General features: G+C 71.8%; 24 protein-coding genes and 1 pseudogene. 16 read left to right on the top strand and 9 right to left on the bottom strand.

Features of this window, described 5'->3' with window-relative positions:
- The 3 genes and pseudogenes from CCN39_RS51100 to CCN39_RS20930 all read left to right on the top strand — a co-directional run.
- Positions 1 to 336 (top strand): annotated as a pseudogene (locus CCN39_RS51100) (hypothetical protein); the annotation flags it as partial.
- A gap of 359 nt (positions 337 to 695) precedes the next feature.
- A complete protein-coding gene (locus CCN39_RS20935) occupies positions 696 to 2,222 on the top strand; it encodes an amidohydrolase family protein (RefSeq protein ID WP_244210902.1) in 1,527 nt (508 codons plus the stop codon).
- A gap of 47 nt (positions 2,223 to 2,269) precedes the next feature.
- Entirely contained in the window at positions 2,270 to 3,496 is a 1,227-nt protein-coding gene (locus CCN39_RS20930; protein WP_244210900.1) for a glycosyltransferase 87 family protein, read from the top strand.
- Here CCN39_RS20930 and serC read toward each other — a convergent pair.
- Positions 3,489 to 4,613 carry a phosphoserine transaminase gene (gene serC, locus CCN39_RS20925; RefSeq protein ID WP_086844452.1) on the bottom strand — a complete coding sequence of 375 codons (1,125 nt, stop codon included), beginning with the start codon at positions 4,611 to 4,613 and terminating at the stop codon, positions 3,489 to 3,491. The two genes, CCN39_RS20930 and serC, sit on opposite strands and share 8 nt — an antisense overlap.
- 68 nt (positions 4,614 to 4,681) lie before the next feature.
- Between serC and CCN39_RS20920 the strand changes: the two genes are divergently transcribed.
- Both CCN39_RS20920 and CCN39_RS20915 read left to right on the top strand, forming a co-directional pair.
- The gene (locus CCN39_RS20920; protein ID WP_143264098.1) at positions 4,682 to 5,551 is read left to right on the top strand and encodes a hypothetical protein; all 870 of its coding nucleotides are present in this window, start codon (positions 4,682 to 4,684) and stop codon (positions 5,549 to 5,551) included.
- Between the two features lie 11 nt (positions 5,552 to 5,562).
- Complete coding sequence (locus CCN39_RS20915) at positions 5,563 to 5,880, top strand: hypothetical protein (protein WP_244210898.1); 318 nt, start codon at positions 5,563 to 5,565, stop codon at positions 5,878 to 5,880.
- Between the two features lie 42 nt (positions 5,881 to 5,922).
- On the opposite strand, the gene CCN39_RS20910 is transcribed toward CCN39_RS20915, so the two are convergent.
- The 5 genes from CCN39_RS20910 to CCN39_RS20890 form a co-directional block, all read right to left on the bottom strand.
- The gene (locus CCN39_RS20910) at positions 5,923 to 7,263 is read right to left on the bottom strand and encodes a serine hydrolase domain-containing protein (protein ID WP_086844446.1); all 1,341 of its coding nucleotides are present in this window, start codon (positions 7,261 to 7,263) and stop codon (positions 5,923 to 5,925) included.
- A gap of 223 nt (positions 7,264 to 7,486) precedes the next feature.
- The gene (locus CCN39_RS20905) at positions 7,487 to 8,107 is read right to left on the bottom strand and encodes a response regulator (RefSeq protein WP_086844444.1); all 621 of its coding nucleotides are present in this window, start codon (positions 8,105 to 8,107) and stop codon (positions 7,487 to 7,489) included.
- Complete coding sequence (locus CCN39_RS20900; RefSeq protein ID WP_086844464.1) at positions 8,104 to 9,264, bottom strand: sensor histidine kinase; 1,161 nt, start codon at positions 9,262 to 9,264, stop codon at positions 8,104 to 8,106. The genes CCN39_RS20905 and CCN39_RS20900 overlap by 4 nt, the downstream gene beginning before the upstream one ends.
- Complete coding sequence (locus tag CCN39_RS20895; protein ID WP_244210896.1) at positions 9,261 to 10,133, bottom strand: ABC transporter permease; 873 nt, start codon at positions 10,131 to 10,133, stop codon at positions 9,261 to 9,263. Before CCN39_RS20895 ends, CCN39_RS20900 begins: the two co-directional genes overlap by 4 nt.
- A complete protein-coding gene (locus CCN39_RS20890; protein WP_086844460.1) occupies positions 10,130 to 10,969 on the bottom strand; it encodes an ABC transporter ATP-binding protein in 840 nt (279 codons plus the stop codon). Before CCN39_RS20890 ends, CCN39_RS20895 begins: the two co-directional genes overlap by 4 nt.
- 215 nt (positions 10,970 to 11,184) lie before the next feature.
- On the opposite strand from CCN39_RS20890, the gene CCN39_RS20885 reads away from it, so the two are divergent.
- Both CCN39_RS20885 and CCN39_RS20880 read left to right on the top strand, forming a co-directional pair.
- On the top strand, positions 11,185 to 12,879 hold the full coding sequence (locus CCN39_RS20885; protein ID WP_086844443.1) for an SDR family oxidoreductase: 1,695 nt from the start codon (positions 11,185 to 11,187) through the stop codon (positions 12,877 to 12,879).
- A 14-nt stretch (positions 12,880 to 12,893) separates the two neighbouring features.
- A complete protein-coding gene (locus CCN39_RS20880) occupies positions 12,894 to 13,496 on the top strand; it encodes a TetR/AcrR family transcriptional regulator (RefSeq protein WP_086844458.1) in 603 nt (200 codons plus the stop codon).
- A 7-nt stretch (positions 13,497 to 13,503) separates the two neighbouring features.
- Here CCN39_RS20880 and CCN39_RS20875 read toward each other — a convergent pair whose 3' ends face one another.
- Positions 13,504 to 14,652, bottom strand: a complete 1,149-nt coding sequence (locus CCN39_RS20875) for a citrate synthase 2 (RefSeq protein WP_086844456.1) — start codon at positions 14,650 to 14,652, stop codon at positions 13,504 to 13,506.
- Between the two features lie 291 nt (positions 14,653 to 14,943).
- On the opposite strand from CCN39_RS20875, the gene CCN39_RS20870 reads away from it, so the two are divergent.
- From CCN39_RS20870 to CCN39_RS20845, 6 genes are read left to right on the top strand one after another with little or no spacing between them, the layout of a single operon-like run.
- Positions 14,944 to 15,246, top strand: a complete 303-nt coding sequence (locus tag CCN39_RS20870) for an urease subunit gamma (RefSeq protein ID WP_020641633.1) — start codon at positions 14,944 to 14,946, stop codon at positions 15,244 to 15,246.
- A 10-nt stretch (positions 15,247 to 15,256) separates the two neighbouring features.
- Positions 15,257 to 15,562, top strand: a complete 306-nt coding sequence (locus tag CCN39_RS20865) for an urease subunit beta (protein WP_086844441.1) — start codon at positions 15,257 to 15,259, stop codon at positions 15,560 to 15,562.
- A 1-nt stretch (position 15,563) separates the two neighbouring features.
- The gene (locus CCN39_RS20860; protein WP_086844439.1) at positions 15,564 to 17,279 is read left to right on the top strand and encodes an urease subunit alpha; all 1,716 of its coding nucleotides are present in this window, start codon (positions 15,564 to 15,566) and stop codon (positions 17,277 to 17,279) included.
- Complete coding sequence (locus tag CCN39_RS20855; RefSeq protein WP_086844437.1) at positions 17,279 to 17,950, top strand: urease accessory protein UreF; 672 nt, start codon at positions 17,279 to 17,281, stop codon at positions 17,948 to 17,950. Before CCN39_RS20860 ends, CCN39_RS20855 begins: the two co-directional genes overlap by 1 nt.
- Positions 17,907 to 18,629 carry an urease accessory protein UreG gene (ureG, locus tag CCN39_RS20850; RefSeq protein ID WP_208630284.1) on the top strand — a complete coding sequence of 241 codons (723 nt, stop codon included), beginning with the start codon at positions 17,907 to 17,909 and terminating at the stop codon, positions 18,627 to 18,629. Before CCN39_RS20855 ends, ureG begins: the two co-directional genes overlap by 44 nt.
- Positions 18,626 to 19,345 carry an urease accessory protein UreD gene (locus CCN39_RS20845; protein WP_086844434.1) on the top strand — a complete coding sequence of 240 codons (720 nt, stop codon included), beginning with the start codon at positions 18,626 to 18,628 and terminating at the stop codon, positions 19,343 to 19,345. The genes ureG and CCN39_RS20845 overlap by 4 nt, the downstream gene beginning before the upstream one ends.
- Positions 19,346 to 19,449: 104 nt before the next feature.
- Here CCN39_RS20845 and CCN39_RS20840 read toward each other — a convergent pair whose 3' ends face one another.
- Entirely contained in the window at positions 19,450 to 20,550 is a 1,101-nt protein-coding gene (locus tag CCN39_RS20840; RefSeq protein WP_086844432.1) for a lipase family protein, read from the bottom strand.
- A gap of 89 nt (positions 20,551 to 20,639) precedes the next feature.
- Here CCN39_RS20840 and CCN39_RS20835 point away from each other — a divergent pair, with 89 nt between their 5' ends.
- Positions 20,640 to 21,350 (top strand): TetR/AcrR family transcriptional regulator, encoded by a 711-nt coding sequence (locus CCN39_RS20835; RefSeq protein WP_086844431.1) that lies wholly within the window; start codon positions 20,640 to 20,642, stop codon positions 21,348 to 21,350.
- Between the two features lie 46 nt (positions 21,351 to 21,396).
- Here the strand turns inward: CCN39_RS20835 and CCN39_RS20830 are convergent, their stop codons facing one another.
- The gene (locus CCN39_RS20830; protein WP_086844429.1) at positions 21,397 to 23,070 is read right to left on the bottom strand and encodes a purine-cytosine permease family protein; all 1,674 of its coding nucleotides are present in this window, start codon (positions 23,068 to 23,070) and stop codon (positions 21,397 to 21,399) included.
- Positions 23,071 to 23,299: 229 nt separating this feature from the next.
- Between CCN39_RS20830 and pdxH the strand changes: the two genes are divergently transcribed.
- The gene (gene pdxH, locus CCN39_RS20825) at positions 23,300 to 23,977 is read left to right on the top strand and encodes a pyridoxamine 5'-phosphate oxidase (protein ID WP_086844428.1); all 678 of its coding nucleotides are present in this window, start codon (positions 23,300 to 23,302) and stop codon (positions 23,975 to 23,977) included.
- Positions 23,978 to 24,084: 107 nt separating this feature from the next.
- The gene (locus CCN39_RS20820) at positions 24,085 to 25,350 is read left to right on the top strand and encodes an MFS transporter (protein WP_208630285.1); all 1,266 of its coding nucleotides are present in this window, start codon (positions 24,085 to 24,087) and stop codon (positions 25,348 to 25,350) included.
- Positions 25,351 to 25,502 lie beyond the last annotated feature (152 nt).

Below are 25,502 nucleotides of genomic sequence, written 5' to 3'. Positions count from 1 at the left end.
GCCAGCGCCGGCCAGCACCGCGTCCAAGCCAGCCAGGCCGACCCCGCCAGCGCCGGCCAACACCGCATTCAGGCGAGCCGGGCCGACCCCACGAGCGCCGGCCAGCGCCGCGGAACCCGCCCGGCTCGCCTGAATGCGGTGTTGGCCGGCGCTGGCGGGGTCGGCCTGGCTGGCTTGGACGCGGTGTTGGCCGGCGCTGGCGGGGTCGGCCTGGCTTGGCTGGGCGTGGTGCTGGCCGCCGCTGGCGGGGTCGGCCTGGCTTGGCTGGGCGCGGTGGCCGGGGCTAATCCGGCGGTACGCGCGGCTCAGCTGGCGCCCACGCGGGCGCTGGCGTGAGCTGAGGCGGGCCGGGCGGGATCCGCGGCGCTGGCCGGCGCTCGTGGGGTCGGCCCGGCTCGCGTGGACGTGGTGCTGGCTGGCGCTGGCGGGGTCGGCATGGCTCGCCTGAACGCGGTGCCCGACCCGGGCGCTGGCCCGAGGGCTGCGGGCCGGAGCTGCCGGGGCGCCCCCCGTTTTCGACTCTACCGGCAGGCACCGACAATTCCGCGGCGCTCGCACGCGGGGTCCGAGCATGCACGAACACCCGGTGACGAGTTACTCCTCACCTGGCATCCAGCACGTTGGAAGATTCCCCACCACATCCGCCCGGGTGTTGGATGACCGGAAGGGAGAGCCGATCGAAGGGCGGAGCGGCTGTGCTGCGAGTCGAGGCGAACCGGCGTGATTTCCTGCGGTGGCTCACTACAGCGGGGGCGGGGCTGGCCGCCGCCGGGGTGGCTCCCGCCGTCTTTGCGCAGGAGGCCGCCGCCGCCGGCTCCGATGTCGTCGTCGTCAGCGGGGTGACCGTGGTCGACGGCACCGATGGGCCCGCGAGGCCCGGGTCCGCCGTCGTGCTCGTCGGGGACCGGATCGCCTGGGTCGGCCCCGCCGGGGAGGTGCCGCGGTGCGGGAGCGCGCGCGTCATCGACGGCCGCGGCCGCCACCTCGTCCCCGGGCTCTGGGACATGCACGCCCACGGCATCGACTACGAAGACATCTGGCCGCCGCTCTTCCTGGCCAACGGCGTCACCGGCATCCGCGAGATGCAGGGCTACGACGAAAACCGCGTCACCCGCGACAAGATCGTCCGCGGCGAGCTGCTCGGCCCGCGGGTCGTGCTGGCCAGCTCGATCCTCGACGGCCCGGTGTCGCTGCTCGGGCCGCCGGTCACCAAGATCGGGAGCGTCGAGGAGGCGCGGGCCGCGGTCCGGACCGCCGTCGCGCAGCGCTCGGACTTCGTGAAGGTGTACTTCTACCTGCCGAGGGACGTGTTCGCCGCGATCGCCGACGAGTGCCACCGGCACGGCCTGCCGTTCGCCGGGCACTGGCCCTACCGGCTGCGGATCCTCGACGCCGCCCGGGCCGGGCAGCGCAGTTTCGAGCACAACTTCGGGCTGCCGATCGCCACGTCGAGCCACCGGGACGGCTTCCTCGCCCGGCTCGACGCGACGCCGTTCGACCCGAAGGCCCCGCGCGACTTCTTCAACCTGGCCCGTGAGCTCGACCGGCAGGCCGCGCAGGCCTACGACCCGGCCACGGCGGCCCGCCACTTCGCCGGCCTGGCGGCCTGCGGCAGCCGGCTCAGCCCGACCTTCGCGGTCAACCGCGTCATTTCCCGGCCCGCCGACGCGTTCGCGCACGATCCGCGGAACAAGTTCGTCCCCCGGGAGGTCCTCGACTTCTGGGCCGACCGGCTGACGCTGTTCACGCCGGTCACGCCCGAGCAGATCGCCCAGCAGGAAGTCTACTTCGAGGCGCAGCTGCGGCTCGTCGGGGAGGCGCACCGCGCCGGGGTCGGCCTCCTCGGCGGGACCGACTGCCTGAACCCGTACGTCTTCCCGGGGTTCAGCCTGCACGACGAGCTCGACTTCCTCGTCGCGGCCGGGCTCGGCCCGCGGCAGGCGCTGCAGACGGTGACCCGCGACGCGGCCGCGTTCCTCGGCCGGGCGGACACGGCCGGGACCATCACCCCCGGCAAGGTCGCCGACCTGGTGCTGCTCGACGCCGACCCGCTCGCCGACATCCGCGCCGTCCGGCGGATCGACACCGTCGTCACCGGCGGCCGCGTCCTCGACCGGGCCAAGCTCGACAGGATGCTCGCCGACGCCGAGGCCGCCGCGAACCGGCCGGCCGGGACGGCGAACGCCAGGTCAGTGCGCTTGCCGGTGCACGGCTGCTGCTGAGGGCCCGGTAATCTCGGCCGGTCGAAGACCTGGTTCGAGGGGGACGCGTGCAGCTCACTGGGCGGAGACTGGTGTGGTCGCTCGCGGTGCTCGAGATCGCCGCCGTCGTCCTGGTGCTCGTGCTCAAGCGGTTCGACGGCCTCGACCTCGAGGTCTACCTCGGCGGCGCGAAGGCGCTGGCCGAACAGGGCTCGCCGTACGACGCCTGGGTGCAGACCAGCCACCAGATCCTGCTGCCGTTCACGTACACGCCGTTCGCCGCGGCGGTGTTCCTGCCCGGCACGCTGCTGCCGTTCGCGGTGACGATGAAGCTGGTCAGCATCGCGTCGATCCTCGCGACCGGCGTGGTCGCGTACCTCTACGTCGCGACGCTCAACGGCTCGCTGACCGACGCCACGAAGGTCCGCGGCCGGGCGGTGGCCGCGCTGGTCGCCATCGGCGCGCAGCTCGCGGGCGCCCTGCTCGAGCCGGTGCGCTCGACGCTGGGCTTCGGGCAGATCAACGCGCTGCTCATGCTGCTGGTGGTGCTCGACGTCCTGCTGCCCGGCGAGCGGAAGCGGACGAAGGGCCTGCTGATCGGCGTGGCCGCGGCGATCAAGCTGACCCCGGCCGTCTTCGTCGTCTACTTCCTGTTCCGCCGCGACTTCCGCGCGGCCGCGCGGGTGGTCGGCGGGTTCGTGGTGGCCGGCGCGCTGCTGTGGCTGATCCGGCCGTCGGCGTCCTTCACCTACTGGACGAAGCTGGTCTTCGACGCGGGCCGCATCGGCGGCGTCGACTACGTCGGCAACCAGTCGCTGCACGGCCTGACCGTGCGCGCCGGCCTGCCGGAGTTCGGGTGGGTGCTGGCCGCGCTGGCCGTGATGGCCCTGGTCGCGGTGATCATCGTGCGCGCCGCCGAGCCGGTGCTCGGGCTCACCGCCTGCGCGCTCGGCGGGCTGCTCGTGTCGCCGATCTCGTGGACCCACCACTGGACGTGGTGCGTGCCGATCCTCGTCCTCGCCGGGTGGTACGCGTGGCGCTTCGACCGGGCGGTCCGGTGGGTGGCGGCCGCGGTCGTCGTCGCGGGACTGGCGTTGTTCATCGCCGGCCCGATGTGGTTCGCCCCGCGCCCGGCGCCGTCCGCGGGCTGGTGGCTCGCCACCGAGTCCTACGCACTGTTCGGCCTGCTCCTGCTGGCCCTCGCCGCGTTCGGCGCCCGCCGCCTGACCACGAAGAAGGGGACCCCCACCGCGGCAGCGGCGGAGGTCCCCTCCAAGGAGCCTCAGGTCAGCTGAGCCGCTCGACCACGTACTCGATGGCCTGCGTCAGCTTGGTGACGTCGTCCGGGTCGATCGCCGGGAACAGGCCGACGCGCAGCTGGTTGCGGCCCAGCTTGCGGTACGGCTCGGTGTCGACGATCCCGTTGGCGCGCAGCACCTTCGCGACCGCGGCGGCGTCGACGTCGTCGCTGAAGTCGACCGTGCCGACGACCTGCGAGCGCAGGTCCGGGTCCTTCACGAACGGCGTCGTGTAGCTCGTCTTCTCGGCCCACTCGTACAGCCGCGACGACGAGTCCTTCGTGCGCGAGGTCGTCCAGGTGAGACCGCCCTGGCCGTTCATCCACTCGATCTGCTCGGCGAGCAGGAACAGCGTGGCCACGGCCGGGGTGTTGTACGTCTGGTCCTTGCGGGAGTTGTCCAGCGCGGTGGTCAGCGACAGGAACTCGGGGATCCAGCGGTCGCCGCCGCCGATCTCGCCGATCCGCTCGACCGCGGCCGGGGAGGCCAGCGCGATCCAGAGCCCGCCGTCGGCGGCGAACGACTTCTGCGGCGCGAAGTAGTAGACGTCGAAGTCCTCGGCCTTGACCGGGAGGCCGCCGGCGCCGGAGGTGGCGTCGATCGCGACCAGCGCGCCCTCGCTGCCCTCGGGGCGGCGGACCGGGACGGCGACACCGGTGGACGTCTCGTTGTGCGCCCAGCCGACCAGGTCGGCGCCGGCTTCGTAGGCGATGTCCGGGGCGCTGCCCGGCTCGGCCTTGACGACGATCGGGTCGGCCAGGAACGGCGCGCCCTTGGTCACGGTGGCGAACTTCGAGGAGAACTCGCCGTAGGTGAAGTGCTGCGCGCGCTCGCGGACCAGGCCGAAGGCGGCCGCGTCCCAGAACGCCGTGGTGCCGCCGTTGCCGAGGATCACCTCGTAGCCCTCGGGCAGGGAGAACAGCTCGGACAGACCCGCACGGACGCGCCCGACGAGGGACTTGACCGGCTTCTGCCGGTGCGACGTGCCGAGGTAGGTGGAGCCGGACTCCGCCAGGGCACTCAGCTGCTCGGCGCGGACCTTCGACGGGCCGCAGCCGAAGCGGCCGTCGGCCGGCTTGAGGTCGGCGGGGATGGTCAACTCAGCGTCGGTCATGTGGCCAGTCTCTCAGGTCGGGACGCGGCTGCTAACAAGGGTGCGGCGGTGTCCGACATGTGGAACTGATGACTGATCGACCCCGCTGGCGCTTCCTGGCGTGGTTCGCCGTGCTGGCCGCGGCGCACCTCGCGGTCCAAGGCTGGACGGACACCACGGCGATCGGGCTGCCGGTCGGGTTCGCGGCGACGCTGGCCCTGGTCTTCGTCCGCCGCCTGCCGTGGTGGGCGACCGGCGAAGCACGCACCGGGTCGACGGCCCGCGGCGTGAAGGTGGCCGGCTTCGGGCTGCTGTGGCTCCTGGTGGCCGCCGCGATCGTCGCCGGGCTCGTCGAACACCCGCCCCACGGCTCCGACGTCGTCTACGCCGGGGTCTTCGTTTCGATCTTCGCCGGTGCCTCGGTGTTCGGTTTGGCCAAGCTGCTGCCGAAGCGGCCGTCGACGCGGCGGGCGGCGCTGCGGTGGAAGCTCGCGTTCGCCACCGCGGCGGTGTGGGCGGTCGGCGGCTTCGCGCTCGCGGCCGAGGTCGCGGCCGTCGTCGTGACCGGGGGCTGGCTGCCGTGGGTCCTGCCGGTGCCGGGCGTGGTCGCGGTGGTCGCGCTCGCCCTGTGGCGCGCGGACCTCGCCCTCCCGGCCCGGCACCTGGCGAGCGGCACCTGGACGCCGGTCACGGCCGCGGCGTTCGACGTGCGGGAGGGCGAGCCGGTCGACGGCTGGGCGGTGCTGCCCGGGGACTGCCGGATCCGCTTCCACCTCCCCGCGGTGCCCGCCGACATCGCCGCCGAGCTGCGCGACCGGCGGCGGCTGTGGCTGGCGGGCCTGCCCCTGGAGTACCTCGTCACCGGCCTTCCGGACGGGGACAGTTACGCCGTCGGGTTCATCGGGCACCGGCGCGGTGGGGGTAAAAACACGGTTACCGGCCCCTCGGGCCCCCGGTAGGGTCCCTGGCCGTGACGACTGTGCAGCAGAGTTTCCCGGCGCCGCCGCAAGCACTGTGGAACGCGCTCCCCGCCGGGGTCGCGGCGATCGGCGGACAGGGCCCGTTCTACGACGCGCAGCGCGGTTTCGTGTCCTGCCGCACCGGCATGAGCTTCCTGAGCTGGGGACAGGAGATCACCGCGTCGGTGGCTCCGGCGGAGGGCGGCTCGACGCTCACCATCCTGACGAAGCTGAAGCTCGGCCTCTTCGACTGGGGCGAGGGCAAGCGCCTCGCCAACCGGTTCGCCGCCGCCGTCGCCCACGCGGCGGGCACGGCCGCCCTGCACTGAGGGTCCCGCTCGCCACCCTGGGGGTGCGAGCGGGGCCCGGTTTCAGCGCCAGTCTTCGACGCCGCCCGGCACCGGTGCGGCCGGGTCGTACGGCGTGCGGGTGAAGACGAACGTCGCCAGGTCGAGGTGGGTGGCGACGCCGTCGGCGTTCCGGCCCACTTCGAGCGTCTCGCCGGCGTAGTAGGCGTCGAGGCCGACGTAGGTGTCCTTGCCGGTGGCGCGGAAGCGCGAGCTGCGCCCGGCGCCCTCCACCGGCGCGAGCAGCAGCAGCCCGTCGCCCTGGATGCGCAGGTGGTACGGCGTCGGGCCCCAGTGCCAGAGCCCGGTCAGCGCGAGCAGCTCGGGGTCGACGGGCGACGGCAGCCACTCGGCGGGCAGCCGCGGCTCCAGCTCGTCGGTCATCGTGATGAGGTCGAGGCACAGCTGGGTGATGCCGACGCCGGACGTCGAGTTGGTGAGCACGAGCGCGCCGGTCTGCGCGGCCGGGTCGACCAGCGTCACGGCGAGGAACCCGGGCATCGAGCCGGTGTGGCCGGCGAACCGGCGGCCCCGGTAGCGCACGAGCATCAGGCCGAGCCCGAACCCGGTCGTCCAGACGTCGGTGTCGTCGACGGTGATCATGGTCCGCATCTCGTCGACGGTTTCCGGGGCGAGCACGCCGCCGGTCTCGCCGCCGAGGAACGCCGTCCAGCGGCCGAGGTCCCGCGCGGTCGACCACAGCTGCCCGGCGGGGGCCATCGCGCCGGCGTCCGGGCTCGGCTCGGGCAGCAGGACGTCGGCGAAAGGGTGCACGGCGAAGCCCTCGGCGTGCGCGCCGACCGGGTGCGGGGTGGTGCGGGTCATCCCGAGCGGGCCGAGGACCTCCTCGTCGAGCACGGAGAGCCAGCCCTTGCCGCGGTGCCGGGAGAGGAGTTCGCCGAGCACGCCGTAACCGACGTTCGAGTAGTGGAACCGCGCGCCCGGCCGGTGCTTGGTCGCGCCCTCGGCGAGGCTGCCGACCAGCGCGTCCCAGTCGGCGCCCGGGGTCCGCTCCCACCAGAGGCCGGGCGATTCGGAGGTCAGGCCGGAGGTGTGGGACAGCAGCTGGGCGACGGTGGCGGTGCCGAACGGCGTGCCCGGGACGTGCTTTTCGATCGCGTCGTTGAGGTCGAGCAGGCCTTCGTCGCGCAGCCGCATGACGGCGGTGGCGACGAGGGTCTTGGTGATCGAGCCCAGCCGGTACTGCGTGTCGGTGCCCGGGGTTTCGCCGCCGACGCGCCCCCGGCCGCCGGACCAGACGATCTCCCCGTCCCGCACCACGGCGGCGACCAGCGACGGAGCCCGGCAGGCGGCCTGCTCGTGCGCGATCCGGCGGAGCAGGGCGAGTTCGGTCGAGGCAAGCATGGGGGCATTCTGCCGCGCGCGGTCCCCCGAAGCAGGTCCCGGCCCGTGCAGGAAAGGTCAACTCGCGTGATTGGAGAGTCAACTCACGTGATTGAAGGGTCGACTCGCGTGATTGAAGGGTCGACACGGCGGGTGCTCGTGCCGTCGCCGTGTCGGCTTCCCGATCACGCGTGTCGACCTCCTGATCACGCGTGTCGACCCTTCCCGCACGGCCGGGTGGGGCTCAGCCGAGGAGGTTCCGGGCCATTGCCGTCGTCACCGCGGCGGTGCGGTCCGAGACGCCGAGCTTGCCGAACACCCTGAGCAGGTGGGTCTTCACCGTGGCCTCGCTGATGTGCAGCGCGCGGCCGATGTCCGCGTTGGTGCCGCCCTTGGCGACCAGCCGGAGGACCTCCACCTCGCGGGCCGACAGCGGCTGCGGCTCCGGGTTGCGGACGCGGTTGACCAGCTTCCCGGCCACCGACGGCGCCAGCACCGTCTCCCCGCGGGCCGCCGCGCGGATCGCGTTCGCCAGTTCCGCTCGGGACGCGTCCTTCAGCAGGTAGCCCGACGCGCCGGCCTCCACCGCGTGCAGGATGTCGGCGTCCGTCTCGTACGTCGTCAGCACGACGATCCGGCGTCCGGGCCGCTCGCGCAGGATCCGCTTGGTCGCGCCGACGCCGTCGAGGCCGGGCATCCGCAGGTCCATCAGCACGACGTCGGGCTCGGCGACCCGGTCGAGCGCGACGGCTTCGTCCCCGGAGCCCGCTTCCCCGACGACCGTCAAATCCGGCTCCGCTTCGAGCATGCCGCGGAGGCCTTCGCGGACGACGGGGTGGTCGTCGACGAGCATGACGCGGATCAAGCCGGCACCTCCAGGGTGAGTTCGGTGCCGCTCGGGCCACTCCGGACACTCAGTCTGCCACCGACCTGCTCGGCCCGGGACCGCATCCCGCGCAACCCGAACCCCGCGGCGTGGCCGGGGTCGAAGCCGGTGCCGTCGTCGCGCACCGACAGCCGCACCGAACCGTCCACAGCGGACAGTCGCACCGACACCGCCGACGCGGCCGCGTGCCGCCGGACGTTGTTCAGCGCTTCCTGCGCGCCCCGCAGCAGGACCACTTCCCCCGCCATGCCGATCGACGGCAGCGCACTGTCCACTTCGTACGCCACCGGCACGCCCGTCTCGTCGGCCAGCCGGTCGGCCTGCCGCCGGACGGCGTCCACGAGCGAGCCCGCCGCCAGGTCCGCCGGGGCCAGCGCGGCGACCATCGCGCGGGCCTCCGTCAGGTTGTCGCGCGCGGTCCGGGCGGCCAGCTCCGCGTGCCGCCGCGCCGCGGCCGGGTCGGTGTCCAATTCGGACTCGATGGCCTGGGCGAGGGTGACGATGCTGGTGAACCCCTGCGCCAGGGTGTCGTGGATCTCCCGGGCGAGCCGTTCGCGCTCGGCCGCGGTGCCCGCCTCCCGGGAGAGGCGGGCGACTTCGGCCTGGCTCGCCTCGAGCTTCGCGATCAGGTCGGCGCGCCCCCGGCTTTCGTCGATGACGTGCCCGATGAACTTGCCGCACAGCACGCCGAAGACGACCAGGATCGCCGTCATCGGCAGCATGATGTGCAGCGTCGGCCCGGTGAACCCGTCGTTCACGACGGCCGCCGCGGGGTTGAGCAGGATCGCCACCGTGGTGAGGACCGCCGCCGGCCGGAATTCGAGCGTCGAGAACAGCAGCGGGCAGGCCATGAAGAGGATGAAGCCGGACGTGCCCTCGGCGAACATCGCGATCCCGACCAGCACCAGAACCAGCAGGGCGAACACCCACCGCTGCCGGATGGACGAGTCGTCGTCCCGGACGAGCCGGCGGCCCCACAGCAGGTAGCCCAGCGCCAGCGCGGTGAGCGCCCCGGCGGCGACGGCGGTGGGGACCGGTTCGGCGCCGTCGAGGAGCACCAGCGTGGTGGTGGCCAGGTAGGCGACCGCGAAGAGGATTTCCCAGAGCCAGTTGAACCGGTCCCAGGCGTCCTTCACTTCGCGTCGGTCCACCGGAACGTCAGCCGCGCCAGCACCGCTCCCGCCACGCACCAGATCGCCAGCACCAGCGCCACCCGCGGAAGTTCCCATGCCCCGGCCATCTCCATCCTCACGGCGTCGTCCGGCAGGAAGACCGACCGGAACCCCTGGCAGATCCACTTCAGCGGGAAGAACGACGCGATGTCCACCATAACTTTCGGCAGGTTCGTGATCGGCGAGACGAACACCCCGGAGATGAACTGCAGCACCAGGTAGAGCATCTGCACGATGGCGACCGCGCCGTTGGTGGACTTCGCGAGCGAGCTGACCGCGATCCCGAGCAGCGTGCAGGAGACGATCCCGAGCGCGAACACCCACAGCAGCGTCAGCCACTTCGCCGGGTCGGACGGCAGCCGCAGCCCGAACAGCAGCACGGCGACCCCGGCCATCAGCACCGTCTGGGCCAGGCTGGACACCGCGACCAGCGCCATCTTGCCGATGAAGTACGACGCCGGCGGCATCGGCGTGCCGCGCAGGCGCTTGAGGGCACCGGTTTCGCGGTCGGCCGAGACACCGGTGGCGATGCTGTTGAACGACGTCGACACGATGCCGGAGCCGATCATCCCGGCCGCCAGCAGCTGCCCGGACGTGACGCCGCCGAGCGCGGTCGGACCGTCCAGGATCGACCCGAGCAGGATCATCAGCACCGCGGGCAGGGAGAAGGTGAAGACCACCTGTTCCTTGTTCCGGAAGAACTGCCGCAGCTCGGTGCCGCCGCGGGCCAGGCCGAGGGAGAGCGGGCCGGGTAGGGCCGCAGCCGCTTTTCGGGGGTTCCGGGTGGCGGAGCCCCCGGCCTGGGGCGAAGCCCCGGATGCTGCGGTGGTCATGCCTTGTCTCCGATCAGGTCCAGGTAGATGTCCTCCAGGCTGGGCCTGGTCACGGTCAGCCCGGCGAGCTCTCGACCCCCAGCCGAGAGCTCGGTGACGAGCTTGGTCGGGTACGCGGTGCGCTCGACGTGCTCACCGCGTTCGTCGACCCAGCGCACGGTGGCTTCGGCGGCGGCCCGCCCACCCAGGTTCTGCGGGGTGTCCTGCGCGACGATCTCGCCGCGGGCGATGACCGCGACGCGGTCGGCGAGCGCTTCGGCCTCGTCGAGGTAGTGGGTGGTCAGCAGGATGGTGGTGCCTTCGGCGGCGAGGTCGCTGATCAGCGTCCAGAACTGCCGCCGCGCTTCCGGGTCGAAGCCGGTGGTCGGCTCGTCGAGGAAGAGCAGCTCGGGCCGCCCGATGATGCCGAGCGCGACGTCGACGCGGCGGCGCTGCCCGCCGGAGAGCGCCTTGACCCGCGTCCCGGCCTTCTCGGTCAGCCCGACCTTGTCGATCACCTCGTCGGGGTCGCGCGGGCCGGGGTAGTACTTCGCGAAGTGCCGGACGGTCTCGGCGACGCTCAGCTCGGCGGCGTCGGTCGCCGTCTGCAGGACGATGCCGAGCCGGGCCCGCCAGGCGCGGCCGGCCCGGCCGGGGTCCTCGCCGAGCACGGTGACCTCGCCCGCCGTCCGCCGCCGGTGGCCTTCGAGGATCTCGACGGTCGTGGTCTTCCCGGCACCGTTCGGGCCGAGCAGGGCGAAGACCTCGCCCGGCGCGATGTCCAGGTCGAGCCCGGCCACCGCGAGGTGACCGGGGTACTGCTTGCGCAGGCCGCGCACGCTGACTGCTGTGGTCATGCTCGAAGCCTGGCCGCTCGCGGCGCCGGATCCGACCAACGGCCAGTGGAATCCGGCTGTCCACCGATCGGTGGACACGCGGGCTTGGTTTCCCGTGGAACCACGAAAACGCTGTCATACAAGCAAAAATCCGAACATCCGAGCCTGTGGAACCGCCGCGCGGGTGAACCCACTGTTGACAAGTTGTCTAACATGACAGAATGTCTCACAAGTGGGTGACCGCCAGCGACGGTGTCCGCCTCTCCGTGACCGTCGACGGCCGGAGTGACGGGCCCACGGTCGTGCTCGTGCACGGCTATCCGGACAACAGCTCGATGTGGGGCGGGGTAGCCGCGGCGCTGGGGGTGAAACACCGGGTCGTCACCTACGACGTTCGCGGGGCCGGACGGTCGGACAAGCCGTCGGGACGCGCGTCCTACCGGCTGGACCAGCTGGCCGACGACCTGCGGGCCGTCGTCGAGGCGGTGCAGCCGACCGGCAAGGTGCACCTGGTCGCGCACGACTGGGGCTCGATCCAGACCTGGCACGCCGTCACCGGGGAGGGCCTGCGCGGGCGGGTCGCCTCCTACACGTCCCTCTCGGGCCCGAGCCTCGACCACGCCGGCGCGTGGTTCCGCGCCCAGCTGCGCCGCCCGACGCCGAAGCGGCTCAAGAACGCGCTGAACCAGTTCCTGCACTCGTGGTACATCCTGGCGTTCCAGATCCCGGTCATCCCGGACCTGCTGTGGCGCACCGGCCTGCTGGGCAAGCAGATCCAGCGCATGGAGCCGGACGCGGCGCCGCCGGACAAGTCCGATGGCCTGCACGGTCTCCAGCTCTACCGCGCCAACATGTTCACCCGGTTGTCGCGGCCCGCGCCGCGCCCCGCCGACGTCCCGGTGCAGGTGCTGGCTCCGACCGGCGACGCCTACGTCACGACGCCGCTGCAGACCGAGGTCACCCGCTGGGCGCCCGACCTGTGGATCCGCCGGATCGTCGGGACGCACTGGGTGACCAGGGCGAAGCCGCGGGTGGTGGCGGCCGCGGCCGCCGAACTGATCGAGTACGCCGAGACCGGCGTCGAAAGCCGTGGGCTGCGCCGAGCCCGGGCCGGCGCCGGGCCGTTCGCGCACAAGCTCGTCGTCGTCACCGGGGCGGGCAGCGGGATCGGCCGCGCCACCGCGCTCGCGTTCGCCGAGCGGGGCGCCGACGTCATCGTCACCGACATCGACGCGTCCAGTGCCACGGAAACGCTGAAGCTGCTGGAAGACCACGGCGTTGCGGAGTACACAGTGGACTCTTCGGACGGTGAGGCCGTGTACCGCTTCGCCGAGCGGGTCCGCGCCGAACACGGCATCCCGGACATCGTGGTCAACAACGCGGGCATCGGGATGTCGGGCCCGTTCCTCGACACGTCCGTCGAGGACTGGGAACGGGTCATCGACGTCAACCTCTGGGGTGTGATCCACGGTTGCCGCGCGTTCGCGCCGATGCTCGCCGAGCGCGCCGAAGGCGGCCAGATCGTCAACCTCGCTTCGGCGGCCGCCTACCTGCCGTCGAAGATCCTTTCCGCCTACGCGACGACGAAGTCGGCCGTGCTGACGCTGAGCGTCTGCCTGCGGGCCGAGCTGGCCGCGCACCACATCGGCGTCACGGCGGTGTGCCCGGGGATCGTGAAGACCAACATCACCAACACGACGAAGTTCGTCGGCGTGTCCGAAGAGGAACAGCGACGGCGTCAGAAGGAAAGCTCGAAGCTGTACGCCCGGCGCGGGTTCGGACCCGAGGGGGTGGCGCGGGATATCCTGCGTGCCGTGGAAAAGGACATCGCGATCGCTCCGTCCACTCCGGAGGCGAAGGCCGCATTGGTCCTTTCGCGACTGACGCCCGGCTTGCTCCGCAAAGCCGCGAAGCTGGATCTGACACCGTGAGCCGGCCGCGGCGGATGTCGCCGCAGGCCCGCCGCGACGACCTGATCCGCGCCGCGCTCGACCTGTTCGGCTCGCGGGCACCCGAGCTGGTCACCGTGGACGACATCGTCGCGCGCGCCGAGGTGTCGCGGCCGTTGTTCTACAGGTATTTTGCGAACCTGCGCGAATTGCAGGTCGAAGCGTTGCGAACGGTCACCGACGGGCTGATTGACGGACTGGCAGGCCTTGACGAAGGGCCGCCGGAGGTGCGGCTGCGCGCGGCCGTCCGCGGCCTGATCGACGTCGCGGACCACTACCGCGCGGGGTACATCGCCCTGCTGCGCAGCGGTTCGGTGATCGCGACGTCCGAGACGGACGCGGCGATCGACGAGGTCCGCAACCGCGCGGTGGCCCTGATCCTGGACGCCCTCGACGTCTCCGAGCCATCACCGCTGCTGTCGCTCACGCTGCGCTGCTGGACGGCCGTCGTCGAAGGTGCGCTGCTGAGCTGGCTGCAGGAGCGAACCGTGCCGCGTGAGTCACTGGACACCTGGCTCGTCGACCAGCTCACGGCCATGCTCGGCGCCACCGCACACCACGAACCGGCCGGCGCCGCGGAGGCATCGGCCGGTTCGTGAACGAGCGTCAGTGCTTGGTGACGAGTTCCCAGCCCTCGACGTCCTCGGGGGTGCGCGGCGCCGGGCCGACGTACTTGGCCGACGGCCGCACCAGGCGGCCGGTCCGCTTCTGCTCCAGGATGTGCGCGGCCCAGCCGGCGGTGCGGGCCGAGCTGAACATCGCGGGCATCATGTGCGGCGGGACCTGCGCGAAGTCCAGGATGACCGCGGCCCAGAACTCGACGTTGGTCTCGATCGGGTGATCCGGACGCCGCTCGCGCAGCTCCTTCAGCGCGGCCTGCTCCAGCGCGGCGGCCGCCTCGTAGCGGGTCGCGCCGAGCTCCTGGCAGGTTCGGCGCAGCACGCGCGCCCGCGGGTCCTCGGCCCGGTAGACGCGGTGGCCGAAGCCCATCAGGCGTTCCTTGCGGTCGAGGATGCCCTTGACCAGGCCCTCGGGGTCGCCGGTGCGCTCGACCTCTTCGATCATCGGCAGCACGCGTGCCGGGGCGCCGCCGTGCAGCGGACCCGACATCGCGCCGATGGCGCCGGACATGGCCGCCGCGACGTCGGCGCCGGTGGACGCGATCACGCGGGCGGTGAAGGTCGACGCGTTGAGACCGTGCTCGGCGGCCGACACCCAGTAGGCGTCCAGGGCCTTGACGTGCGCGGGGTCCGGTTCGCCGCGCCAGCGGACGAGGAACCGCTCGGTGATCGAATGGGCCTCGTCGACGCGGGTCTGCGGGACGGCGGGCTGGCCGATGCCGCGCGCCGACTGGGCGACGTAGGACAGCGCCATCACCGAGGCGCGAGCGAGCTGCTCACGGGCCTCTTCGTCGGTGATGTCGAGCAGCGGGCGGTAGCCCCAGATCGGGGCGAGCATGGCCAGCGCGGCCTGGACGTCCACCCGGACGTCACCGGTGTGCACCGGCAGCGGGAACGGCTCGGCGGGCGGCAGGCCGTGACCGAACCGGCCGTCCACGAGGAGGCCCCACACGTCACCGAAGGTCACCTTGCCGGCGAGGTCCTCGATGTCGACGCCGCGGTAGCGCAGCGCACCGCCGTCCCGGTCGGGTTCGGCGATTTCGGTGTGGAAGGCGACGACGCCCTCCAGACCCGGTCGGAAGCCGTCGTCGGGTTGGCCGGACGGCTGAGGCTTGCTGATCGTGGAGGTAGTCACTGTTTCGCGGAACCTTTCGGTGCGCTTTTTCCCCGGCTGGTTGGTGCTGGTCGCGCGGTTGGGATTGAGCGCACTGAACGCGCGCCACATCGCACGGATGGATAGACCTTGCTCTCTTGACCGGCCACTGGCAATCGAAAGATGCGGTGGTTTCGGTCACGATTACGAGAACGATTCAGTCACCGAAGCCCCCGGACCGGAGAATTTTTCGCCACGCAGTGTGACGAAGCCCAGGTAAATCCTGTGTTTCCGAACCAGGCGCCGCCGCGTTTCGGGTGATAGACCTAGCGCATGCACCTCAGCCCGCAGGAGCGCGACAAGCTGCTCATCCACGTGGCGGCCGACGTCGCGCGGAAGCGGCTGGACCGCGGTGTCCGGCTCAACTACCCCGAGGCCGTCGCGCTGATCACCGACCACGTCCTCGAAGGCGCCCGCGACGGCCGCACGGTCAGCGAGCTCGTCGCCAGCGGCCGGACCGTGCTCTCCCGGGCGCAGGTGCTCGACGGGGTGCCGGAGATGGTCGACTCCGTGCAGGTCGAGGCCACTTTCCCGGACGGCACGAAGCTCGTCACCGTGCACGACCCGATCGTGTGAGGAGCAGCTGATGCGCCCTGGTGAGATCATTCCCGGCGACGAGCCGGTCGAGCTGAACCCCGGCCGCGCACGCGTCCGGCTGCTGGTGCGGAACCTCGGCGACCGGCCGGTCCAGGTGGGCTCGCACTACCACTTCGCGGCCGTGAACCCGGGCCTCGAGTTCGACCGCGACGCCGCCCGCGGCCACCGGCTCGACGTGCCGGCCGGGACGTCGGTGCGGTTCGAGCCGGGTGTCGAGCGCGAGGTCGACCTCGTTCCCCTGGCCGGGGCCCGCCGGGTGCCCGGGCTCCGATCCGAGTTCGCAGGGGAGTTCTGAAGTGCCGCAGATCGACCGTGAGCGCTACGCCGAGCTGTTCGGCCCGACCACCGGCGACCGCATCCGGCTCGCCGACACCGACCTGCTGATCGAGGTCACCGAAGACCGCTCGATGGGCCCCGGCGGCTCCGGCGACGAGGTCCTGTTCGGCGGCGGCAAGGTCATCCGCGAGTCCATGGGCCAGGGCACGGCGACCCGGGCCGAGGGCGCGCCGGACCTGATCATCACCGGCGCGGTGATCCTCGACCACTGGGGCGTCGTCAAGGCCGACGTCGGCGTGCGCGACGGCCGGATCGTCGGCATCGGCAAGGCGGGCAACCCGGACACGATGGACGGCGTCGACCCGGCCCTGGTCATCGGGCCGTCCACCGAAGTGCTGTCCGGCAACGGCAAGATCCTCACCGCGGGCGGCATCGACTGCCACGTCCACTTCATCTGCCCGCAGCTCGTCGACACGGCGCTGGCCGCGGGACTGACCACTTTGGTCGGTGGCGGCACCGGGCCCAACGAGGGCACGAAGGCCACGACCGTCACGCCCGGCGCGTGGAACCTCGGCCGCATGCTGTCCGCCATGGACGGTTACCCGGTCAACGTCCTGTTGCTGGGCAAGGGCAACACCGTCCGGCACGAGGCGCTGCGCGAGCAGCTGGCGGCGGGCGCGGGCGGGTTCAAGCTCCACGAGGACTGGGGCACGACGCCGGCCGCGATCGACGCGTGCCTGACCGTCGCCGACGAAGCCGGCGTCCAGGTGGCCATCCACACGGACACGCTGAACGAAGCGGGCTTCCTGGAGTCCACTGTGGACGCCATCGGTGGGCGCTCGATCAACGCGTACCACACCGAAGGCGCCGGCGGCGGGCACGCGCCGGACATCATCCAGGTCGTCTCGCTGCCGAACGTGCTGCCGTCGTCGACCAACCCGACCCGCCCGCACACGGCCAACACCCTCGACGAGCACCTCGACATGCTGGTGGTCTGCCACCACCTCAACCCGTCGGTGCCCGAGGACCTCGCCTTCGCCGAGAGCCGCATCCGGCCGACCACGATCGCGGCCGAGGACGTCCTGCACGACATGGGCGCGATCTCGATGATGAGCTCCGATTCGCAGGCGATGGGCCGGATCGGCGAGGTGATCATCCGGACGTGGCAGACCGCGCACGTGATGAAGCGCCGCCGTGGCGCGCTGCCCGGCGACGGCGCGGCCGACAACCTGCGGGCCCGTCGCTACGTCGCCAAATACACGATCAACCCGGCCATCGCGCACGGCATGGAGACCGAAATCGGCTCGGTCGAGGTCGGCAAGCTCGCGGACCTGGTGCTGTGGGAGCCGAAGTTCTTCGGCGTCCGCCCGCACGTGGTGCTGAAGGGCGGCTTCCCGGCGTGGGCGGCGATGGGTGACGCGAACGCGTCCATCCCGACACCGCAGCCGGTCATGGCGCGGCCGATGTTCGGTGCGTCGATCGGGGCCGCGCTGAGCCTGCACTTCGTCGCGCCGTCCGCTTTGGACAGTGGGCTGCGCGAAACGTTCGGGATCACGCGCCCGCTGGTCGCGGTGTCGAACATGCGGGCGCGGACGAAGGCGGACATGGTGCTCAACGACACGACACCGGACGTCCGCGTCGAGCCGGACAGCTTCGCGGTGCACGTCGACGGCGAGCTGATCGAACCGCAGCCGGTGACGGAACTGCCGATGGCGCAAAGGTACTTCCTCTTCTGATGGACCTTTCGGCGCTGATCCTCGCGGACTCCCGCTTCCCCGGCGGCGGGCACGTCCACAGTGGCGGGCTGGAGGAGGTCGTCGCACGGAAACTGGTGACGTCCGTGCGTGATCTCCCGGGATTCCTGTCCGGACGGTTGCGGACGGCGGGCTACCTGGCCGCGGTTTTCGCCGCTGCTTCCGCACATGCCGCTGTCAACGGCGGAAACTGGTCCCTTTTGGACAGTGAACTGGATGCGCGCACGCCGTCGCTCGCACAGCGCGAGGCCTCCCGGGCGCAAGGCCGCGGGACTGCGCGGGCCGGGCGGATCGCTTGGCCTTCGCCTGTCCTGGAGGGGCTGCTGGCCGAGACGCCGCGGCCGCACCACCCGATCGTGCTGGGTGCGCTGGTCGGCGTCGCGGGCGGGGCGCCGTACGACGCCGCGATGGCCGTCGCCTACCTGTCGGTGAGCGGCCCGGCGAGTGCCGCGGTCCGGCTGCTGGGGCTGGATCCCTTCGCCGTCAACGCCGTGGTCGCGCGGCTGGACCTCGCCGCGGTGTGCGCGGAAGCCGCGGCCGTGGCGGGCGAAGACCCGGCGTCGCTGCCGTCGCCGGGGTCGCCCGCGTTGGATCTGTTCGCCGAGGCCCATGCCCGGCACCACCAGGAAGAGGTGCGTCTCTTTGCCAGCTGAAGGTCACGGTCACGGGCACTTCCACGAGGTCAACTTCGACCCGACCGCGGCGGAACCCGACCACTACGACGCCGCACCGACCGCGGGCCGCGCCTACCGGATCGGCATCGGCGGCCCGGTCGGCTCGGGCAAGACCGCGCTGACCGCGGCGCTGTGCCGCGCGCTCGGCGACGAGATCCGGCTCGCCGTGGTCACGAACGACATCTACACGACGGAGGACGCGGACTTCCTGCGGCGGGCCGGAGTGCTGGACCCGGAGCGGATCGAGGCGGTGCAGACGGGCGCGTGCCCGCACACGGCGATCCGCGACGACATCACCGCGAACCTCGACGCGGTCGAGCGGCTGGAGGAGAAGTTCCCCGGCCTCGACCTGGTGATCATCGAGAGCGGCGGCGACAACCTGACGGCGGTGTTCAGCCGCGGCCTGGCGGACAGCCAGATCTTCGTGGTCGACGTCGCGGGCGGCGACAAGGTCCCGCGCAAGGGTGGCCCCGGCGTAACGACGGCGGACCTGCTGGTGATCAACAAGATCGACATCGCCCACCTGGTCGGCGCGGACATGGAGGTGATGACGTCGGACGCGCATCGGATGCGGGGCTCGCTGCCGGTGATCACCCAGTCCCTGGTGGACACCCCGGACGCACCGGCGGTCGCCGACTGGGTCCGTTCCCTGCTGTGAAGGCCCACGCGCGGCTGACGGCGTGCTTCGACGGTTCGCGCACGGTGTTGCGGGAGCTGCGCTCGATGGCGCCGTTGACGTTGTTCCCGCGCCGGCGTTCGGGTTCGACGGCCGTGGTGCACCTGGTGAACTCGGCGACGTCCCCGTTGGGCGGGGACGACCTGCTGCTCACCGTGCGGGTGGGGCCGGGCGCGTCCGTGCGTCTGTCGGGCGTGGCGGCGACGCTGGCCCTGCCCGGCCTGCACGGCGAGGAATCGTTGTCCACTGTGGACGTCGTGGTCGAACCGGGTGGGTCGCTGGAGTACCTGCCGGAGCCGACGGTGGTGACCGCGCGGGCGCGGCACCGTGCGGTTTTCCGGGCTGCGCTGGCTTCCGACGCGTACTTGCACACGCGGGAGGTGCTGGTGCTGGGGCGAGCGGGGGAGAGCCCGGGTTCGCTGACGACGTCGCTGTCGGTCACCCGGGGTTCGGTGCCGGTGCTGCGCCAGACGCTTTCGGTGGGCGACGCGGGGCTGGACGGGAGCCTGGCCGTGCTGGCGGGGCGTCGGGTGCTGGCCACGGACCTGGTGGTCGGCGGCCCGGAAGAGGCGGCGGCTTCGGGGGCGTGGTGGTCGCGGAGCCCGCTCGCCGCGGGGGGCACGCTGGTGACTTCCCTGGCTCCGGACGCTGTCACGGCGATGAAGGGACTGGCCGAGGCGGGAGTCGCGGCGTTCTGAGCAGCCCCCGTTTTCCACGCTACCGGGAAGCACCGACAGTTTCGCCGGCTCGCGCCGCTCGCCGGGGAGGACCCCCTGCGTCCGTCCCCGGCGAGCGGAACACTTCAGAACTTCGTGCCCAGCCAGGTCATCGCCACCGGGCCGCCGATCGAGACCCCGCCGATGTGTTCCAGCAGCGGGAACTCCTGCCACGTCACCTTCGCGCCCAGGGAGTTCCAGCGATCCCGCAGCGCCGTTCCGACGCTGAACGGGATCAGCTCGTCCAGCGTTCCGTGGTAGAGGTACACCGGCGGCTTCGGGGCCGTCGTGCCCAGGTAGTTCTCCGCCAGGCGGGCCTGCCACTGCGGTTCGTGGATCGGGTCCGGCACCGTCACGAAGTCCTGCAGGTGCGCGAACGGCGCCGCCGCACCCAATTCGACCGTGCACGCCTTCGACACCCGGGCCACCGCCTCGCGGCCCCGGTCGTTCAGGATCGACGCGAACGGGACGTCCGGATACGCCGCCGCGAAGCCCGTCGCCGCGCCGAGGACCAGGCCGAACGCCGCGCCGCCGTCGTTGGCGGCGAACACCGCGTTCAGGTCGGCCGGGACGCCGCCGGCCGCCACGCCGACGACGTTCAGCGAAGGCGCGTACGTGGCCTGCAGCTCCGCCGCCCACGCCGCGGCCTGGCCGCCCTGCGAGTAGCCGAACACGCCCACCGGGCCGGCCGGGGACAGCCCCGCGCCGGTCACCCGGGAGGCCGCCCGCGCCGCGTCGAGCACCGCGCGGCCTTCGGACTGCCCGACCGCGTACGTGTGCGTTCCCGGCGTGCCGAGTCCTTCGTAGTCGGTGACGACGACCGCCCAGCCCTGCGTCAACGCCTGCGCCAGCAACGCGCTTTCGTTCTCGATGCCGTGCGCGAGGAGGTTCGAAGGCGCGCACTGGTCGCCGAGGCCGTGCGTGCCGACCGCGTACGTGATCAGCGGCCGCGGGCCGCCGCGCAGCCACGGTGTCGGCGGTACCAGCAGCGTGCCGGAGACCGCGTTCGGCGCGCCGGTCGCCGACGTCGAGCGGTACCGCAGGTGCCAGGCTTTGACCGGCGCCGGGAAGGGGCCGACGAACACCGTCGTCGGCTGCTGTTCCAGGAGGACGCCCGGTTCGGCGTGTGCCGTGGGGGCGGCTGTCACGAACAGGAGCGCGACAGCGACCAGTAACCGACGAAGCATCGTTGCCTCCGGCTGTTTGGTAATCGAAGTTTTCACAATCTAGCCAGCCCGGTAGGATCCGGCAATCCCTCAGAAGGAGGAGACACTCGTTGGCTCGCACGTACGGCGGCGTCGCACCGGAACAACGTCGCGCCGACCGCCGCGAGCGGCTGCTCACGGCCGGTCTCGAGCTGTTCACCACCGCCGGCTTCCGGCAGACGAAGATCACCGAGATGTGCGCCCGCGCCGGCGTCTCGACGCGGAACTTCTACGAGGAGTTCACCGGCAAGGAGGACGTGCTGCGCACCCTCCACGACCGCATCAACAGCCTCGCGCTGGAGCACGTCACCGCCGCGCTCGGCAAGGTCGCCGAAGCCGACGCGATGACCCGGATCGCCACGCTGCTGGACGTCTTCATCGACACGGTCACCGTGGACCCCCGGCTGCCGCGGCTCAACTACGTCGAAGCCGTCGGCGTCAGCGCGGAGCTCGAGGAGCAGCACCAGGTGTGGGTCGACCGCTGGGCGACCTTCATCGAGACGGAGGCGCGGCGCGCGGCCGAGCACGGCGCGGCGCCCGACCGCGACTACCGGCTGACGGCGATCGCCCTGGTCGGCGCGGCCACCGGGCTGCTGCGCGAGTGGCAGGCGCACGAGCCGCCGCTGCCCGTGGAGGACGTCGGCGCGGAGCTGCGCGCGCTGATGCTGGCGGCCATCATGCGCCCGGAAAAAATCTTGGAAATCCCGGGCAACCCCGGCGCGCCCTCCGGCGTGGAACAGTCGAGCCGGGAGGGGGAGTTGGGGGGAAGCCGGCTCACGTGAGGGCCCTTTCCCGGCTGCGGACGCCGGGAAAGGGCCCTCACGGACACTACGGCGTCCGGACGGCCGGCAGGCCGAGCGCGACCGGGCCGGTCGTCTGGCACACGTCGTGGCAGGTGTTGTCGAGCGTGCAGCACAGCGAGCAGATCGGGCCCTCCTGCTTCGCGCAGTCGGCGACGTCCGGCAGCTCGTACGGGTCGCCGCAGACCGAGCAGGTGTGCGTCGCCCGCAGGTCGACGTCGGTGTCCGGGCCCGCGACCGTGTTCGGCCGCGCCAGGTAGTACTTCCCCTTCGTCGCGACGGCCAGCGTCGGCACCAGGACGATGGCGATGACCAGCGCGAGCAGCGGGCTGAACGCGGCGAGGAACTGCCCGAACGCACCGAAGTACGCCACGATCGACACCGCCGACGCGACGACCATCGAGCCGAACCCGACCGGGTTGATCTTGTGCAGGTAGGCCCGCTTGAACTCGATGTAGCGCGGGGACAGCCCCAGCGGCTTGGCGATCACCAGGTCGGCGCAGACGGCACCGATCCACGCGATGGCGACGTTCGAGTAGAAGCCGAGGATCTTGTTCAGGAAGCCGAACGCGCCGAACTCCATCAGCGCGAGCGCGATCCCGCAGTTGACCAGCACGTACCAGACCCGGCCGGGGTGCTTGTGCAGCACGCGGGAGAAGAAGTTCGCGAACGACAGCGAGCCGGAGTAGGCGTTGGTGGTGTTGATCTTGATCTGCGAGACGACGACGAACAGCGCGGCGAACGTCAGCGCCACCGGCCCGAGCGCGGGCTTGACCGCTTCGAGGTACGGCGCGATCGGCTCCAGCGCGTGCGTCTTCCCGACGACGCCGAGCGCGAGGAACGCCAATAGTGCGCCGCCGATCTGCTTCGCGGCCCCGAGGATCACCCAGCCGGGGCCGGCCGCGAGCACCGCGCCCCACCAGGCCCGCTTGTTCTCCGCCGTCTTCTCCGGCATGAACCGCAGGTAGTCGGCCTGTTCGCCGATCTGCCCGATCAGCGACAGCGCGACACCCATCCCGAAGCCGAACCCGATCGCGGAGAACCCGGCGCCGGCGCCTTCGGTCCCCCCGAAGTGGGTGAACTCGGCGAACTTGCCGGGTTCCCGGACCAGCACCACGACGAACGGCAGCACCAGCCCGGCGATCCACAGCGGCTGCGTCCAGGTCTGCATCTTCGCGACCGCGCCCATGCCGTAGAGGGCGAAGGGCAGCACGATGAGCGTGGCCAGGAGGTAGCCGATGGGCAGCGGGATGCCGAGGGCGAGCTCGAAGGCCTGGCCCATGATCGAGCCTTCGAGCGAGAAGAAGATGACGGTGAAGCTCGCGTAGACGAGCGACGTCAGCGTCGACCCGAAGTAGCCGAAGCCGGCTCCGCGGGTCAGCAGGTCCATGTCCACTCCGGACTTCGCGCAGGCGGCCGCGATGGGCACGCCGGTCACGAAGATGACGACGGCCGCGGCGAGGATCGCCAGGACGCCGGAGGTGAAGCCGTAGGAGAGGACGATGCTGGCGCCGATCGCGAAGTCGGCGAGGTAGGCGATGCCGCCCAGCGCCGTCGTCGCGACCACGAACGGCGACCATTTCCGGAACGAATGCGCGGCGAAGCGCAGTGAGTAGTCCTCGCGGTTTTCGTTCGCCGCGAGCGGGGCGTAGCGACGTTTCGGCGGGGCGTTCTTTTCCGCGCTGGACAGGGTCTCGGTCATGCCTGCCTCCGGGGTGGTGGGGAACGGGCCGAAGGTAGGTGCGTCCTGTATCGATCCTGGTCCGGCAGGTAACACGGCGGTTACAGCTTGTTGTCCTGCGGTTACGGCCGGGTGGCGGGAACCGGGTGTCGGGTGTCACCGTTAGGTGGGTTCCGCTGCCGGTCGCGAGGCCCTAACGTGCCTAGAGCCGAAGTCGACTGATGCCCCGACCGGGCGTGGAGGTTTGGCGATGATGCCGGAGATCGAGGACCAGGTGGAAGACGCCGTAGTACGCCTTCCCGGAATGCGCGTGGCCTACGACGGCGCGGCATTCGACGAAACCGCGCTCGCCGCCACCTGGACCGATCAGCTGCAGGGCTGGCTGAACCAGGCGGTCGCGGCGGGCATCCCGGAGCCGAACGCCATGGTGCTCGCGACGGCGGACGCCGAAGGCCGCCCGTCGTCCCGCACGGTCCTGTGCAAGGGTCTCGACGACCGCGGCGTGGTGTTCTACACGAACTACACGTCCTCGAAGAGCCACGACCTGACGGCGACCCGGTACGCGTCGGTGACGTTCCCCTGGTACGCGCTGCACCGCCAGGTCCACGTCCGCGGCGAGGTCGAGAAGGTCGGCGTCAAGGAGACGGCGGAGTACTGGGCCCAGCGCCCGCGCGGGTCCCAGCTGGGGGCGTGGGCGTCGCCGCAGTCCCGGGTGGTCGACGGTCGCCGGGCGCTGGACAACGCGCTGCACGGGATCGAGCGGCGGTTCGCCGACGTCGAGCAGATCCCCGCGCCGCCGCACTGGGGCGGCTGGCGGATCCGGCCGGACCTGGTCGAGTTCTGGCAGGGCCGCGAGGACCGGATGCACGACCGGCTGCGGTTCGTGCGCAACGACGACGGGTGGAACATCGAGCGCGTGGCGCCGTAGCTTCCGGTTCGCCCGGGGCCGTCGAGGGCCCCGGGCGACATAAATCACGCGACTCCGGATAGTTAGCCCCGCTAAGCTGATGTGTCGTGACTGGTGAACCGGGGACCTTGCCGCCCCGCTCGGGCATCCGCAAAGTCCTCGGCCGCATCATCGTCGACACGCGGCCGCTCAAAATCCCCGCCTTCCGGCGGCTCTGGCTGTCCACTGTGGTCACCGCCGTCGGGACGCAGCTCACCGCCGTCGCCGTGCCCAAGCAGGTCTTCGACCTCACCGGGTCCTCGGCCTACGTCGGCCTCACCGGCCTGGTCGCCCTCGTTCCGCTACTGATCTTCGGGCTCTGGGGCGGCGCCGTCGCCGACGCCGTCGATCGGCGGAAGCTGCTCTTCGTCACCAACGTCGGCGTCGCCATCACCTCGGCCCTCCTCTGGCTGCAGGCCTTCGCGCACTTCGGCTCCGTGTGGCTCGTTCTCGGCCTGCTGGCCGTCAACCAGGCCTTCTTCGCGATCAACATGCCCACCCGCGGCGCCGTTGTCGCGCGGCTCGTGCCCGCCGAACTGCTGCCGTCGGCCAACGCCCTCAACACGACCATGGCGACCTTCGGCGCCGTCTTCGGGCCGCTGCTCGCCGGGGCGCTGATCCCCGTGCTGGGCCTGTCCACCCTCTACCTGATCGACGTCGTCGCCCTGACCATCACGCTCTTCGCGGTCTGGCGGCTGCCCTCGATCCCGCCGCTCAACGGCCCCTCGCGCCGCGCCGGGGTCCGGGACGTCGTCGACGGCTTCCGGTACCTCGCCGGGCAGAAGATCCTGCTGGCCTCCTTCGTCGCCGACATCATCGCCATGGTCTTCGGGATGCCGCGGGCGCTGATCCCGGAGATGGCCGAACGCACCTTCGGCGACCCGCCCGGCGGCGGCCCCGCCCTCGGCTGGCTCTACGCCGCCCTGCCGCTGGGCGCGATGCTGATCGGGCTGTTCTCCGGCTGGCTGACGCGCATCCACCGCCAGGGCGTCGCGGTCGTCGTGTCGATCTGCGCGTGGGGTGCCGCGGTGGCCGGGTTCGGGCTCGCGCACTCGCTCTGGCTCGCCGTCGTCTTCATGGCGCTGGCCGGGGCCGCGGACATGGTCAGCGCCGTCTACCGGATGGCGATCCTGCAGGTCGCGACCACCGACGAGATGCGCGGCCGGCTCCAAGGCGTCTTCACGGTCGTGGTCGCCGGCGGGCCCCGGATCGCCGACCTCACCCACGGCTGGGGTGCGGCCGCGTTCGGTACCGCGGCCGCGGCGAGCGTCGGCGGGCTGCTGGTCATCGTGCTCGTCTGCGCGTCGATGTTCGTGCTCCCGGCCTTCTGGCGATACCGGGCGCCGACGGCATAGGTAGGGTGCGAACATGCGTACCCTAGTTGTCGCTTTTGTTGCTTTTGCCGCGTTGACCGCCTGCTCTTCCGGGGACGAGCCGTCGAAGGCTCCTTCGTCGTCCGCGGCCCCGAAGCCGGCGCCGAGCACGAACGCCGCCGCGGCGGCGCTCG

This window comes from Amycolatopsis kentuckyensis (assembly GCF_002155975.1).
Lineage (GTDB): Bacteria > Actinomycetota > Actinomycetes > Mycobacteriales > Pseudonocardiaceae > Amycolatopsis > Amycolatopsis kentuckyensis.
This window is presented reverse-complemented; position numbering and strand designations above follow the sequence as displayed.